10 protein-coding genes are annotated in these 14823 nt (G+C 62.7%); 3 read left to right on the forward strand and 7 right to left on the reverse strand.

What is annotated here, in order from left to right:
• Nucleotides 1–43: 43 nt before the first annotated feature.
• Genes NCHOL11_RS15565 through NCHOL11_RS15575 form a run of 3 tightly spaced genes read right to left on the reverse strand, consistent with a single transcriptional unit; the run spans nt 44 to nt 5833 of the window.
• On the reverse strand, nt 44–1885 hold the full coding sequence (locus NCHOL11_RS15565; RefSeq protein WP_097093493.1) for a response regulator: 1842 nt from the start codon (nt 1883–1885) through the stop codon (nt 44–46).
• Nucleotides 1875–2738, reverse strand: a complete 864-nt coding sequence (locus NCHOL11_RS15570) for a CheR family methyltransferase (RefSeq protein ID WP_176502317.1) — start codon at nt 2736–2738, stop codon at nt 1875–1877. Before NCHOL11_RS15570 ends, NCHOL11_RS15565 begins: the two co-directional genes overlap by 11 nt.
• On the reverse strand, nt 2735–5833 hold the full coding sequence (locus NCHOL11_RS15575) for a response regulator (RefSeq protein WP_097093495.1): 3099 nt from the start codon (nt 5831–5833) through the stop codon (nt 2735–2737). The genes NCHOL11_RS15570 and NCHOL11_RS15575 overlap by 4 nt, the downstream gene beginning before the upstream one ends.
• Before the next feature lie 244 nt (nt 5834–6077).
• Here NCHOL11_RS15575 and NCHOL11_RS15580 point away from each other — a divergent pair, with 244 nt between their 5' ends.
• Nucleotides 6078–7391: an MFS transporter gene (locus NCHOL11_RS15580; protein ID WP_255254871.1), complete on the forward strand. Its 1314-nt coding sequence runs from the start codon at nt 6078–6080 to the stop codon at nt 7389–7391.
• Between the two features lie 189 nt (nt 7392–7580).
• Nucleotides 7581–7871, forward strand: coding sequence for a hypothetical protein (locus NCHOL11_RS15585; RefSeq protein ID WP_097093496.1), 291 nt, complete (start codon nt 7581–7583; stop codon nt 7869–7871).
• A 109-nt stretch (nt 7872–7980) separates the two neighbouring features.
• Here NCHOL11_RS15585 and NCHOL11_RS15590 read toward each other — a convergent pair whose 3' ends face one another.
• Genes NCHOL11_RS15590 through NCHOL11_RS15605 form a run of 4 tightly spaced genes read right to left on the reverse strand, consistent with a single transcriptional unit; the run spans nt 7981 to nt 12615 of the window.
• A complete protein-coding gene (locus tag NCHOL11_RS15590) occupies nt 7981–8769 on the reverse strand; it encodes a DeoR/GlpR family DNA-binding transcription regulator (RefSeq protein WP_097093497.1) in 789 nt (262 codons plus the stop codon).
• 19 nt (nt 8770–8788) lie between these two features.
• Nucleotides 8789–10033 (reverse strand): MFS transporter, encoded by a 1245-nt coding sequence (locus NCHOL11_RS15595; protein WP_097093498.1) that lies wholly within the window; start codon nt 10031–10033, stop codon nt 8789–8791.
• On the reverse strand, nt 10030–11184 hold the full coding sequence (lldD, locus tag NCHOL11_RS15600; protein WP_097093499.1) for an FMN-dependent L-lactate dehydrogenase LldD: 1155 nt from the start codon (nt 11182–11184) through the stop codon (nt 10030–10032). The genes NCHOL11_RS15595 and lldD overlap by 4 nt, the downstream gene beginning before the upstream one ends.
• Before the next feature lie 12 nt (nt 11185–11196).
• A complete protein-coding gene (locus tag NCHOL11_RS15605) occupies nt 11197–12615 on the reverse strand; it encodes an FGGY-family carbohydrate kinase (protein WP_097093500.1) in 1419 nt (472 codons plus the stop codon).
• Between the two features lie 89 nt (nt 12616–12704).
• On the opposite strand from NCHOL11_RS15605, the gene NCHOL11_RS15610 reads away from it, so the two are divergent.
• Nucleotides 12705–14816 carry a bifunctional rhamnulose-1-phosphate aldolase/short-chain dehydrogenase gene (locus NCHOL11_RS15610; protein ID WP_097093501.1) on the forward strand — a complete coding sequence of 704 codons (2112 nt, stop codon included), beginning with the start codon at nt 12705–12707 and terminating at the stop codon, nt 14814–14816.
• The last annotated feature ends 7 nt before the right edge of the window (nt 14817–14823 follow it).

Below are 14823 nucleotides of genomic sequence, written 5' to 3' on the forward strand. Positions count from 1 at the left end.
ACCAACCTATGAGGAAAAAGACGCTGGCGGGACAGGAAAGACATTATTGTACAGCAATGGGTGGCGCTGCGAGGAGGACGATGTCGGCATCTTCGCAAAGCTTCGCCGCACAATTCAATAATGCCTTGGGATCAAAGGGTTTGCCTATCAACATCCGGTCCTGAAAGTCCTCGGGCAGGCTTTCCCGGCCATATCCAGTCACAAAGGCGAAGGCGATGTTCCTCTGCGCCAGTGCCGCGCCAACATGATCGACGGACATGCCCTGCAAATTGCCATCGAGCAGCGCAGCGTCGAAGTCGGCGCTCTTGATCAATGCCAGCGCTTCTTCGGCCGAGCCAGCGATCGTCACCCCTGCGGCCCCGCCATCCTCCAACAGGCTTGCAATCTCCATCGCCACCAGCGGTTCATCCTCGATCACCAGGAAAGCGCGCCCGGTGATCGCGCCGCCTTCAGCAGCATTCAGCTCTTCGCCAAGATTGATCCCCGGACTTGCGATGTTGACCCGGCTGATGCGCGGCCCCCTGGGCAATGTCATGGTCCAGCAAACGCCGCTTTCCTCATAGCTCACGCGCGCCTGCCCGCCTTCCGCCTTCAGGCTGCGTTCGATAAGGGCCGTGCCAAATCCTCTGCGCGTGGGCTCAGCAACGCGCGGACCACCGCTTTCCGCCCAACGGATCGACAGATGCTCACGCTCCATCTTCCACGAGAGCGACACGGTGCCCGCCGGTGTGCAAAGCGCGCCATATTTATGAGCATTGGTCACAAGCTCGTGCAGGATGAGAGCGACATGCAGCGCCAACTCGGGCGCCAGCTCCAGTTCCGGCCCCTCTATCAGCAGCTGCCCCAGATCGATGGCGCCAATGTCGATCTGGCCATTGACCAGTTCGCGCAAGGACGCGCCCTGCCATGTGGTGCTGCTGAGCAAGGAGTGCGCGCGCGCAAGGGCATGGATGCGCCCCGTGAAGGTGGGGGCAAAGTCGGACGGTCCCGATGAATGGCGCAAGGTTTGCACGGCGATGGCCTGCACGGACGCCAGCGTGTTCTTGACCCGGTGGTTTAGTTCCCCGATCAGCAGGCGCTGCGTCTCTTCCGCGCGCTTCCGTTCGGTCACGTCAAGTATCTGGACATTGACGGACACGATCCGTCCCTGCCCATTGAGCAGTGCCGAACAATAGCATTCGCATTCCAGCGTCAGCCCTTCGGCCGTGCGCATGCGCAAATGCTGGACGGCGCGAACGCTGCGCCCGGCGATCAGGTCGCTCATCAACCCGTCAAACGCGGCCTCATCATCGGGGTCGATCCATTTGAGTTCGCTCGTCTTGAACCCGGCCACTTCGGCCGATCGCCATCCGAACAGCCGCTCGGCGCCATTGGACCAGCCTATGATATGGCGTGCCGCGTCAAATTCGATGATCGCGAGCGGCGAATTGTCACTATGCGCGTGCAGCCGGGCGAGGGCGGCGGCAATCTCGTCACGCTGGCGCGCCAGTTCCTCCCGCTGCCGGAAAAGCTCGACGAAGACGGCGGTCTTGTTCCGCAGGATATGGGCATCGACGGGCTTCAGCAGATAATCGACGGCACCCGCCTCATATCCCCGAAATCGCCGCCTTTCATCGGTGGCGACGGCCGTCAGGAATATGATCGGCACCCGCCGGGTCCGCTCGGTCCCGCGCATCAATTCGGCAAGTTCGAAACCATCCATGCCCGGCATCTGCACGTCCAGCAGCGCCAGCGCGACATCATGCACCAGCAGCAGTTCGAGCGCCTGCACGCCGGACCGCGCCCTCAGCAGCTCTACGCCTTCTCCAGCGAACAGAGCCTCCAGCGCGAGCAGATTCTCCTCGACATCATCCACCGCCAGGATCTTGGGCTTTTCATGCTGCATGGCGCAGATCCTCCAAGTCCTTCACATTGCGCCGGTAGATTTTCTCCGCCTCATGGAAATCGGCAAAGGCTGCGGAATAGCGGGAGAAGCGGAGCGTCTCCTTCGACCCCAATCCCAGAAATCCGCCGCGCACCAGCGATCCGCCGAACAGCCCGAGCGCGCGGTCCTGCAATTCGCGATCGAAATAGATCAGCACATTGCGGCTCGACACCAGTTGCACTTCGGCGAACACCTGGTCACTGGCCAGATTATGTTCGGCAAACACCGCGCGGCGGCGCAGCGTCTTGTCGAACACGGCCGCGCCATAGGCAGCGGTATAATAATCGGACAACGACTGCTTGCCGCCTGCCAGCCGGTGATTTTCCGTAAACTGTGCGATCCGGTCGAGGTCATAGATCCCGGCCTCCGCCTTCTTGAGCGCGGCGGGGCTGATGTCCGTGCAATAGAAGATGGTTCGATCCTCCAACCCTTCTTCCCGGAACAGGATCGCCAGCGAATAAAATTCCTCGCCATTGGCGCAACCTGCGATCCAGATCTTGAGCGAAGGATAGGTGCGAAGGTGTGGCACCACCAATTCCCGCAACGCCCGGAAATAGGCGGGGTCGCGGAACATCTCGCTCACCTGGATGGTCAGGAAGCCCATCAGGTCGGCGAACACCGCCGGGTCGCGCAGCAGGAGATGCTGAAGCTGCGACAGGCTTTCGCACCCATGCCGCTGCTGTGCCCGCGCCAGCCGCCGGTGCAGCGACCCACGCGAATAGCCGCGAAAGTCGTAATGATAATGCCGCCAGAGCGCCTCCAGCAGCAGGTCAAGCTCCAACTCCTCGTGGGGTGCGAATATCTCCTCGCTCATCGCGGCATCCACACGCGGGTGAGGCTGAGCAGCTTGTCCACGTCCAGCGGCTTGGCCAGATAGTCGTTCGCGCCAGCGTCCAGGCAGTCCTGCTGGTCTCGCGCCATGGCCTTGGCGGTGAGCGCGATGATGGGCATCTGCCTGCCCCATGGCTGGGACCGGATTTCCCGCGTGGCGGTGAGGCCATCCATCTCCGGCATCATCACGTCCATCAGCACCAGATCGACAGGATCGGAAAGGCCGCGCGCCGCCTCGTCCAGCGTCTGGAGCGCCTCGCGCCCGTTACGTGCGATCCGCACCTTGGCCCCATGCGGCTCGAATATGGAGGTGAGGGCATAGACGTTGCGGATGTCGTCCTCGACCACCAGGATTTCGCGTCCGTCCAACGCGGCGTCGCGGTTCAACGATTTGGCGATCAGCGCCTGCTGCGGTTCGGGAAGGTCGGACACCACCTGATGCAGGAACAGCGTCACCTCATCCAGCAAGCGCTCGGGCGATTTAGCGCCCTTGACGATGATCGACTTGCTGTAGCGCCTCAGCCGCATTTCTTCTTCGGGAGCAAGGTCGCGGCCGGTATAAACGATGACGGGCGGGAAACCGACAGCCTCATCAGCGCTCAGTCGCTCCAGCAAGTCCAAGCCCGAAGCGTCGGGCAGGTTGAGGTCGAGCACCATGCAATCGAATGTCTCGCGGCCGAGCAGATCGAAACATTGCGCGGCGGAATGCGCCTCGACCGTCTCGACATCACGCGACGCGAGCAGCAGCTTCACGCTCTCGGCCTGCTGCGCATCATCCTCGACCACCAGAACGCGGCGCAGGCGCTGGGACATGCGCGCTTCCAACCCTTCCAGCATATCAACCAGAGCGTCGCGCTTCACCGGCTTGAACAGATAGCCGATGGCGCCGCTGGACAGCGCCGCCTGACTATCGTCATCGACGGATACCACATGCACCGGGATATGGCGCGTACGCACGTCGCGCTTGATCCGGTCGAGCACCGAAAGGCCGGTATGATCCGGCAGGTTCATGTCCAATATGACGGCATTTGGCACATATTGCCGCGCCATCAGCGCGCCTTCGTCAGCGGTGGTCGCGATCAGGCACTGAAAATTCAGCTCATGCGCGACGTCGCAGAGGATCTTGGCGAAGACCGGATCATCCTCGACGATCAGGATGACTCGCGCATCGCCCGACAGCGTTTCCCGGTCGTCCTGCGCGGCCGGGCCTTTGCGGCGGCGGGCAGGCTTGGGGTTGGACGGGGCAGGGCGGAACTGTTCGACCGGCCGCAACATCTCTGCGGAACTGCTTGCTGCATCATCATAGCGCTCGGGCAGGATCAGCGTGAAGGCGCTGCCTTCGCCAGCGATACTCTCCACCTGCACTTCGCCGCCAAGCAGGCGGGCGAGTTCGCGCGAAATGGAGAGACCAAGGCCGGTGCCGCCATATTTGCGGCTGACGGTGCCATCCGCCTGGCGGAAGGCTTCGAATATCACCTGCTGCTGTTCGGGCGGGATACCGACGCCCGTGTCCCGCACGGTAAAGGCGATCCTGCCGTTGGCGGCTGCGTTCACGGCCAGAGTGACTGATCCCGTCTCGGTGAACTTGATGGCGTTGGACAGGAAATTCTTCAGCACCTGTTCGATCCGCTGGGGATCGCTGTCCATTTCCGCAGGCGCGCCCGGCTCCTGCTTCACGCTGAACGCAAGGCCCTTCGATTTTGCGGACGGCGCAAAGACCGCCTCCATCTTTTCGGTGAGCGCACGGATGCTCATGCGGCGGGTGTGCAGTTCCAGCTTGCCCGCCTCGATCTTTGAAATGTCGAGAATGTCGTTGATCAGCGTCAGCAGGTCATTGCCTGACGTCTCGATCGTTTCGGCATGCCGTACCTGCTCTGGCGACAGGTTGCCGCCGCGATTTTCCGCCAGCAATCGCGCCATGATAAGCAGCGAGTTGAGCGGCGTGCGCAGTTCGTGGCTCATATTCGCCAGGAACTCGGACTTGTAGCGGCTAGCCTGTTCCAGCTCGCCAGCCTGGTTTTCCAGCGATCGCTGCGTCCGCGTCAAGTCGTCGCGCTGGATTTCCAACTGCCGCGCCTGTTCTTCAAGCTGGGAATTGGTCTGTTCCAGCTCCGCCTGCTGGGTTTCCAGCCTGGCCGCCGATTCCTGCAACTGGCGGCTTTGCTGCTCCAGCTCTTCATTATTGGCGCGCAGCTCCTCGCTTTGCGCCTGCAATTCCTCGGCCTGCTGCTGCGTTTCCTCCAGCAGTTCACGCAGGCGCGCACGATATTTGCCTGACCGAATGGCGACGCCAAGCTGCGCACCGATCCTGTCCAGCAATGCCTGTGCTTCGCTATCGGCGTCCTTGGGCAAGCCCAGTTCGATGACGGCGTTGATGGTGCCATCGGCCTGCGTCGTGCTGATAAGCAGGCTGTCGGGTTTGGATTGGCCCAGTGCCGACCCGTAGGACAGATAACCGTCAGGCACGTCCTTGAGGAAAAAGCTGCGCTTGTCGCGCACCGCTTGGCCCAACAGCCCGTCGCTCAGCGAAAATCGCTCCGGCAGCGGCGCGTCCGCAGGCACCGCATAGGTGGCATAGCGGCGAAAACCTTCCCCATTGGCGATGTACAGCGCGCCCGCCTGCGCCTTAAGATAATCGGCCAGGAATGTAAGCGCACTCGTCGCCAGCGTATCGAGCGGCTGTTCGCCGCCGACCGCCTTTGCAAGGCCGACCTGTCCGCCTTGCAGCCACTCCTCCCGCGCGATCGCCAGCCGGTTGCGGATGAACAGCACGCCGATGATGGCCAGGACCCAGCAGGTCACGCCTGCCAACGCACGGTTGGTGATCGCGACCTGGGGATCGACGCCCGCGGGCGCCAGCGTGAAGCCGACGATGGTCAGCAGCGTCGCCAGCGCGGTAACGATCAATGGAGCCTGCTGCCGCCGCGCCACATAGGAAAGAACGATGGGAAGCAGATAGGCGACCCATACCGCCGTCCCGAGCGGGAAGATGATGTCGGCTGCGAAGGGCAGGGCGAGAAGAACGGCCAGCGCACCATAAAGCCAGGCCTGCGTGATCGGCGATTTAGACTGCTGCATCCGTTTAAAAAAAGCCCCTGTCGCGCAGTCCGCGCCACAGGAAGCCTACTTCCCCCCTTTTTGCCCTTCGCCCGACATGCACGAATAGCCCCTAAAAAGGGTTTTCGGGCGTGCCTTGAAGGGCTGCAACGACCGGAGTGGCGAATGGTTCCCTCACAAAGTTCGCCGCCCACTCAACTCGCGCTTGTTCCTTGAAGCGCTTCGCCTCTATGCAGATGACCATAGCGAACAAGGGGGAGGGCGGATGAACGCGCAAATGGATGCCGCCGATAGGGCAGTCAGCAAGCGGGAACTAAGGACGGTCGTCGGCGCGAGCCTAATCGGTACGATGATCGAATGGTTCGACTTCTTCATCTACGGCGTTGCCTCCGCTCTGGTGTTCAACCGCCTGTTCTTCCCGTCCTTTGATCCGTTGACGGGTACGTTGCTCGCCTTTTCAACCTACGCGCTCGGCTTTCTCGCCCGGCCCTTGGGTGGGATCGTGTTCGGCCATTTCGGCGACCGCATCGGGCGCAAGACATTGCTGATGATCAGCCTTCTCACCATGGGTCTTTCGACGACCGCCATCGGCCTGCTGCCCACCTATCAACAGATCGGCACCTGGGCGCCGGTCCTGCTCGTCCTGCTCCGCCTGCTTCAGGGCTTTGCCGTGGGCGGCGAATGGGGCGGCGCGGTGCTGATCGTGGCGGAGGTCGCACCCGCCTCGCAACGCGGCTTCTGGACCAGCTGGCCGCAAGTCGGCGCGCCCGCGGGCAATCTGCTCGCCGCCGCCGTTTTCGCCATGTCGTCGGCGCTCCTGACGGAAGCCGACTTCATGGCCTGGGGCTGGCGCATACCTTTCCTGCTGTCGATCGTGCTCGTGTTCGTTGGCTGGTGGCTCCGCCGCGCCGTGTCCGAAAGCATGGTCTTCGCCCGTGAAGCAGCCGCTGGCGGCGTCGAGCGCTTCCCCGCGATCGAGGCACTCCGCCGCAAGGGCCGCGCCCTCCTCATCGGAGCGGGCCTCCGCTTCGGAGAGAATATCTGCTACTATGTCGCCGCCACTTTCGCGATCACCTATTGGACGGAAATCAAGGGCGGAGACCGCTCGCTCGTCCTCAACGCCGTGCTGATCGGCTCCGCGCTCGAATGTCTCACCATGCCCCTGTTCGCCGCCTTGTCCGACCGCATCGGGCGCAGGCTCGTCTATGGCGCGGGCGCGCTGTGCGTAGCCGCCTGGTTCCTCATCTTCTTTACGCTGCTTGATGGGGGCACGATCTGGAGCGTTGGTATCGCCATAACCGTCGCGATGGTTGCCCATGGCGCCATGTATGCCCCGCAGGGCGCGATGATCACCGAGCTTTTCCCCACCCGCCTGCGCTATTCGGCCGCCAGCATAGCCTATCAGGCGACATCCATCATCGCGGGCTCGCTCGCCCCGATCATCGCCCTGTCGCTCTACAAGGCGAGCGGGGGCACCGGCATGGTCGCCGCCTATGTGATCGGCGGCCTGCTTATCACCCTCATCGCCGTTGCGGCGGCACCCGAAACGCGCGGGGTGGATCTCAACAAGGTGGGGTGATCGTGAACATTATCGTAGCCCTAACCTATGTACGCGCACCCCTGTTTCCGCTCGCCTAAAGGGAAGATGTTCAGGGAAGAGATGGCGAGAGACCCGGCAGCTACCAGCCCGTCTCTCGCCACCCTTTGATACTCTTACGGAACAAGCTGAAGCTCCATCTGTTCACTATCCACCAAGAGGAGGATAAAGATGGCCGAAGTTCACAGAGATCCCTATTCCGGAGACCGGACGGTCGTTCACAAAAGCCGCGGCGGGCGCACGCTTGCAATAGTATTGATCCTGATCCTGGCAGTCGTCGGCATCCTGTTCGCCACGGGCTTCTGGAAGGCCGATGTCAAGGGCGGCGACATGCCGGAAGTCAGCGTCCAGGGCGGCGACCTTCCCAAGGTGGACGTCGACTCGAAGGAGGTTGTCGTTGGCTCGAAGAAGGAAACCATCGACGTTCCGACCGTCGGCGTGAAGGATAATGGCGAAGAATAATCTTCGCTAAGAAGCCGAGAAACAGTTCAGCGGGTGAAACGCCATGGCAGCGTCAAAAGGCTGACACGGAGTTTCACCCGCTTTTATTTCAATCAAAAGCGTCGCGGCATCATGCGTCCGCGATGATGACCTCAGCGCCTGCATGTTCCAGCATGGCGATGGCACGCGGCTCGACGCCACGATCCGTGACCACGACATCCACCTCGTTCAGGCCGCAAACGATCGCTCCTGACGACGACGTGAATTTGGAACTGTCGACCAGCAGGATGACCTGCTCCGCGCGATCGATCAGGCGGCGTTCGGCGGCGACCAGAATGACATCCTGCTGCATCACCCCCTGAGGCCCCACGGCCGCTGCGCCCATGAAGAGCTTGGGCGCGTGAAATCGCGGCATTGATTCTTCACCCGCAGGCGCAAGGATGATGTTCTGTTCCCTGAACAGCGTGCCGGACGGTAGGAGTATCTGCGTGCCACTCTGCGGCAGCAGCGCGTTGGCGATGTGCAGCGAATTGGTCAGCACCGACAGGTCCAGCCCATCGATATGCGGGCACATCTGCAACGTCGTCGTGCCGCCATCGATCATGATGCCTTCGCCATGCTGGCACAATTCCGCGGCAGCCCGGCCGATCGATCGCTTCTGCGCCAGATTTTCGGTGATGGATTGGGCAAAAGGCGTGCCCGCCAGCCGTGCCCCGCCATCCGGCTTGCCGCCATGGCTTTCCGTCAGCCGCGCCCCGCCCCGGACGCGGTGGATCACGCCCTCGTCCTCGAGCCGGGAAAGGTCGCGGCGGATTGTGGCCGGGGACGCTGCAAGCCGCGATTCCAGGGCGCGATAGCTGACGAAGCCGGTAGGGCCCATTGCTTCGATGATCAGCCTTTCGCGTTCCTCCGCGTGCATTGTCCCCGAACCCCCTTGATCAGGCAGCCGCCCGTTCAGCTTCAAGCTGTTCCAGCGACTTGCCTTCGTTGCGCGGCGCCCAAAGGGTGCCGATGACGCCGCTTATGACGAGGAAGCCTGTCAGAATCCACGCCAGCGTCGTGAAGCCCGTAGCGCTCAGCATCGGAACGAAGAAGCTGAATATGCCAAGGCTGATGCGAACTATCGCAAAGCACAGGCCCTGCGCGGTCGACCGCAGCATGGTCGGGAACATCTCCGAACTCCACAGCTGGAAGAAGCTCTGTGCGCCGAAACCGCCGCCGAACTGAAGCAGGAAGACGTGCAGCAGCGCGATCGGGATGGTCAGCGGGAAGATGGCCAGCAGGACCATGCCGATCACCTGGATGATCGCCGAAATCGCGAACAGCGTCCGCTGATTGACCTTGTCGGCATAGCGCATGAAGACCAGGCCGATCGAAGCCATGCCAATCGCGAAGGACAGCGCCTGAATGGCGACCGACTGCGCCTGCGTCGCCGCGCCCACCGTGCGCAGGATGTAGGGGAAGAAGAAGCCGTTCGTCCCCGCCCACAGGTTCCAGAAGCCGTACATGCCGACCAGGCCCAGGATGGACGCCAGATATTTGGGCTGGAACAGCGTGGACACTGGCAGCTTGGTGACGCCTTCCGCCTGCGCGGCTTCCCACCGTTCGGATTCCTTCATCCGCGAACGCAGGAAGGTGAGGCCCAGCGCGATCACCAGCAGATGGGCAAAGACGATCCGTGCGCCAAGTTCGCCAAGGCTGGTCAGCGCCAGGCTGAGCAACAGCACGACCACGGGCCCCAGATACCAGAGCACTTGCGCCACGCCGGAATGCTTGCCGCGCCGGTCATCGGGCGCTTGTTCGGCAATCAGCGACCAGGACGCCGGAATATCCGCGCCCACGGCTACGCCGACGATCAGGAAGCCGACCACGATCATCCACGGCGCGAAGGCAAAGACCAGCATCGCCATGCCGATCGCATAGACCAGCATGTCCCACTGGTAGATCTTCTTGCGGCCCAGCTTGTCGCACAGCCGCCCGCCGACATAGGCACCCACGCCCGCGCCGATCGCATTCGGCCCGAAAGCGCCGATCAGGCCGATGAAGTCGTTCGACAGCCCATAGCTTTCCTGCCAGAGCGCGAGTGCGGCAGAGCCAGCGACGATAGACCCCGCGTCGATATAGTTGGCAAGTCCAGCAAGGATCGTGTCCCGCCAATTATCCTTCTGTGCTCCCGCACTCATACCATGTCCCTCCCGGTCAAAATGCTCTGGTTTATGTCGGTGACAGTGGAGCAGCCGGTGAGCGCCATCGCCACCCGCATCTCCGCTTCGATCAATTGCAACATCTTCGTGACGCCCGCTTCACCCTGCGCCGCCAGCGCATAGGCCCAGGCGCGGCCGAGCAGCACGCCCTTCGCGCCCAGCGCCAGCATGCGCACCACGTCCAATCCCGAACGGACGCCGCCATCGGCAAGCACCGTCAGCTTGTCGCCGACCGCGTCCGCAATCGGGGGCAGGGCGCGCGCGGTCGACAGAACGCCATCCAGCTGCCGCCCGCCATGGTTGGACACGACGATACCGTCCGCTCCCAGCGCAGCCGCCTCCCGCGCGTCCTCGGGGTCAAGCAGCCCCTTGATGATCAGCGGGCCCTTCCATTCGGACCGGATGAAATCCAGATCGCGCCAGTGGATCGACGGATCGAAATTATTGCGCATCCAGGCGAAGAAATCCTCGATACCGGTCTTGCCCTGCAACACCGGCGCGACATTCCCCAGCGTATGGGGACGGCCGCGCACGCCCACGTTCCAGGCCCAGCCCGGCCTCATCATCGCTTGCGCCGTGCGCCAGATCGCGCCCTTCAACCCATCCGCGCCAGCAAGGCCGCTATGATAGTCGCGATAGCGGCTCCCCGGCACCGGCATGTCGACCGTGAAGACGAGGGCGGAGCATTGGGCGGCAGCTGCCTGCGCCAGCAGGTCCTTCATGAAGGCGCGGTCGCGGATCATGTAAAGCTGGAACCAGAAGGGCTGCGACGCGGCACGCGCGACTTCGGCCAGAGAACAGGCGCCCACCGTCGAAAGAGTGAAGGGCACGCCCGCCGCTTCGGCAGCACGCAACGCTTGCGTCTCGCCGCGCCGTGCATTCAGTCCGGCCAGGCCGATCGGGGCGAGCGCCACCGGCAGAGCCTGCTTCCGGCCGAACAGGCTGGTGGATAGTTCGAGGGCCGACACGTCGCGCAACACCCGCTGGCGCAGCGCGATGTCACTCAACTCGCTCACATTCTTGCGCAGCGTCACCTCGGCATAAGAGCCGCCGTCGATATATTCGAACAGGAAACGGGGCAGGCGGCGTCGGGCGGCCTCACGAAAATCGGTGACGCTGGCTATCGGCATGCACGAAACCTTTTAAGAAACAAGCTCACCAATTCCAGCTAACCATCTGGAACGGTAGGAGGAAAGATCCTGGTCAAGCGGCTCTACCCGGCTCAGCGATCCTTGCGGCTTCAAGCTGGGATCGATCAGGCGGAGCGCGCCGAAGGACACGTCATTATGGGCGTTGGCGGTATAGACCTCCATATCCGGCCGCAAGGAAGCCAGCGCCCGCACGAAAACTTCGGCATCGGCAAAGCGTCCCTCGACCAGCAGCCGGTCTCGCGATCCAATCAGGTCCAGCATCGTGTCGGCAACCAGCGCAGCGTAGAGGCAAACCGCCGCCCGCCGCTGATACCAGTCATCCGGGCGCTCCGTCCAATTGCCGGAACCGGCCGGGTAGGGGCCAAAGCCGGGCGCGAGCGTCGGCAGCAGCATCGTCCCGGATTTCAGCACGTCCGGAACCGCCGCGATCAAAGCTGGCTGATCGGGCTTGATGTCGACCCGGCGCGTGTCAAATTCGATCACCGTCTCGATTTCCCGGCCGCCCATGAAGCGGGCTGATGGAACGGCGCTGCCATAGGCGTCGACATTGACCAGGCAATCCCGCCCTTCGGCAAGGCTGCTCGTTGCCAACGCTTCCTGGGGCAGGCGCATGGCGATGAACCAAGTGCCGGTAGAGAGGATGGTTGAATCGCCCTGCGCGATCTCATCAAAGCCGCGCGCCGCCAGCAGGGCCGCATTGGAATCATGCAGCCCGGCAAGGACGCGGATGTCGGCAGAAAGGCCGGTGCGAGCCGCAAGATCGGGCCGCAGCGTACCGATGCTGTCGGCCGCCTTCACCAGCGGTGCGAAGCGTTCAGCCCAGCCCATCCGCTCGGCCAGCGGAGAGAAGCGGCCAGTATCCGGCGTCCAAAGATCGCTATGGCAACCAAGGCTCGTCACCTCGGTGGCCGCCGTGCCGGACAGGAACCAGCCCCAATATTGCGCCCAGGGCAGCAACGTTGCTGCCGCCATTTCGGCCGGGTAGAGGCGATCGAGCCAGAACAGCTGAGATCCGATGTTCAGGCCATCGGGCAGGGCGGGTGAACCTGTGACCGCAAAGGCGTCGCGCTCCTTGCGGTAGGCGCTCATGATGTCGTCCGGAATGGACTGTTCATAATCGAGCGGCGGGAAAGCCAGCTTGCCATCGGTCAGGGCAGCGACGCCTGCACCATGGGCTACGGGCACGATCACTTCGACATTGCTGGAGGCGTAGCGTGAAAGTGATTCGACGAGCCAGCCGCCGATGCCGTCCGTGTCGAGGCGGCGGATGCCGTCCTGCGTTCGCACCTCGTTCGGGCGCACCTGACGGTCCAGAATCCGGCCGTCGCGCGACCATAGGGACACTTTGCTCAGCGTCTTGCCGATATCGACGATAATGGCGAAGCCGAGGTTCAGTTCGTCCTCCCGCATGAAAATTTTCTCATCTTGTTTGATCGAATATGATCGATTAATAACGCAAAGGATTGATTGAGGAAAGCGCAAATGATAATAGGAGCGCCATGAACATGCAAAATCCCGTCTCGTCCTCGGCACTTCCCTTTGCCGTTCCTTCCAGCCGCTGGGATGACGGCGTCGCCGCGACTCTCAGCCCCGCCGAACTGCTCCTTTACCGGTCGAATCTGCTCGGTTCGGACCTCACGGTGACCAATTTCGGCGGCGGCAATACCTCCGCCAAGATCGTGGAGACCGATCCCCTGACGGGTGAGAAGGTGGAAGTGCTCTGGGTCAAGGGCTCGGGCGGCGACATCGGATCAATGAAACTCGACGGCTTTTCAACGCTCTACCAGGAAAAGCTGCTAGGCCTTGAGAAGCATTATGGCGGCCCGGACGACGATGACAAGATGGTCGGCTACCTGCCCCACTGCACGTTCAACCTCAATCCCCGCGCCGCGTCGATCGACACTCCGCTGCATTCGCTACTTCCTTTTGCACATGTCGATCACGTCCACCCCGACGCCATCATCGCGCTCGCAGCTTCTTCGGGTGGCGAAGCCGCAACCAAGGAAATCTGGGGCGGCAAGATCGGCTGGCTGCCCTGGAAGCGTCCCGGCTACACGCTCGGCGTCCAGTTGCGTGACTTCGTCAGGGCAAATCCCGGCGTCGAAGGGGTCATGCTTGCGGGTCACGGCATCATCTGCTGGGCCGACACCGCCAAGTCCTGCTACGAACATACCGTTCAGCTGATCGCGGACGCCGCCGAATATCTGAACGCAAAGTTGGCTGAAAAGCCAGCCTTCGGTGGTCAGGTGGTTGCGCCCAATACGGACCGTGCAGCGATCGCCGCCGACCTGATGCCGCGTCTGCGTGGCCTGATGACCGGCGCGCGCGCCAAGGTCGGACATTATTCCGACGACGCCGAAGCTTTGGAATTTGTGGGTTCAGCCGATTTCCTGCGCCTCGCCGCGCTGGGCACGTCCTGTCCCGATCATTTCCTGCGCACGAAGATCGCACCGCTGCCGCTCGATCCTGCAAAGCTGCAGGATGACGCTTATCTTGCTGGCCAGATCGCCGCCTATCGCGATCTCTATGCCGCTTATTATGAGCGGTGCAAGCGATCCAATTCGCCCGCCATGCGCGATGCCAACCCGATCGTCATCCTCGTTCCCGGCGTCGGTCGCATCACCTTCGCCGGTGACAAGACCACGGCGCGTCTCGCCGGTGAGTTCTACGGCAACGCCATCAACGTGATGCGCGGCGCCGAGGCGATCGGCGAATATATCGCGCTCGATGAGCAGGAAGCATTCGACATCGAATATTGGCTGCTGGAGGAAGCAAAGCTCCAGCGCATGCCAAAGCCCAAGCCGCTGGTCGGCAAGATCGCACTGGTGACGGGCGGCGCGGGCGGCATCGGTGCCGCGACCGCCGCGCGGCTGCTGGCGGATGGCGCTTGCGTAATGCTCGCCGATCGCGATGCCAATGCGATCGAAGAGGTTCGCTCAGGTTTCGCCAAGCAGTTCGGCAAGGATGTTATCCGCGCCGCCGTCTGCGACGTGACCGATGAAGCGCAAGTCCAGGCCGCATTCGACGATTGCGCCCGCGAATTTGGTGGTCTCGATATTCTGGTCGCCAATGCAGGCATCGCTTCCTCGGCTCCGATCGAGGAGACCACGGTCGCGCTGTGGCGCAAGAATTACGACGTGCTGGCAGAAGGCTATTTCCTCACCGCCCGCGCTGCCTTCCCGCTGATGAAGCGGATGAAGGAACAGGGCGGCGCGTCGATCGTGTTCATCGGCTCGAAGAACGGCGTTGCCGCCGCGACCAACGCGTCGGCCTATGCGTCGGCCAAGGCTGCCGCCAACCATCTGGCGCGGTGCCTGGCGCTGGAGGGCGCGCCCTTCGGCATCCGCGTCAACACGGTGAACCCGGACGCGGTGATCAAGGGCAGCAAGATCTGGGACGGCGACTGGCGCAAGGAACGCGCCGGCGCACATGGGATCGACTCCGGCAAGGAACTGGAGGAACATTACCGCCAGCGTTCGATGCTGAAGCGGGACGTGCTGCCGTCCGACATCGCCGAGGCGGTTTACTTCCTGGCTGGCGACATGTCCGCCAAGTCGACCGGCAACATGATCAATGTCGATGCGGGCAATGCCCAGGCGTTCACGCGCTGATCGGCAA

It is taken from the genome of Novosphingobium sp. Chol11, assembly GCF_900218065.1.
Classification (GTDB): domain Bacteria; phylum Pseudomonadota; class Alphaproteobacteria; order Sphingomonadales; family Sphingomonadaceae; genus Sphingobium; species Sphingobium agri.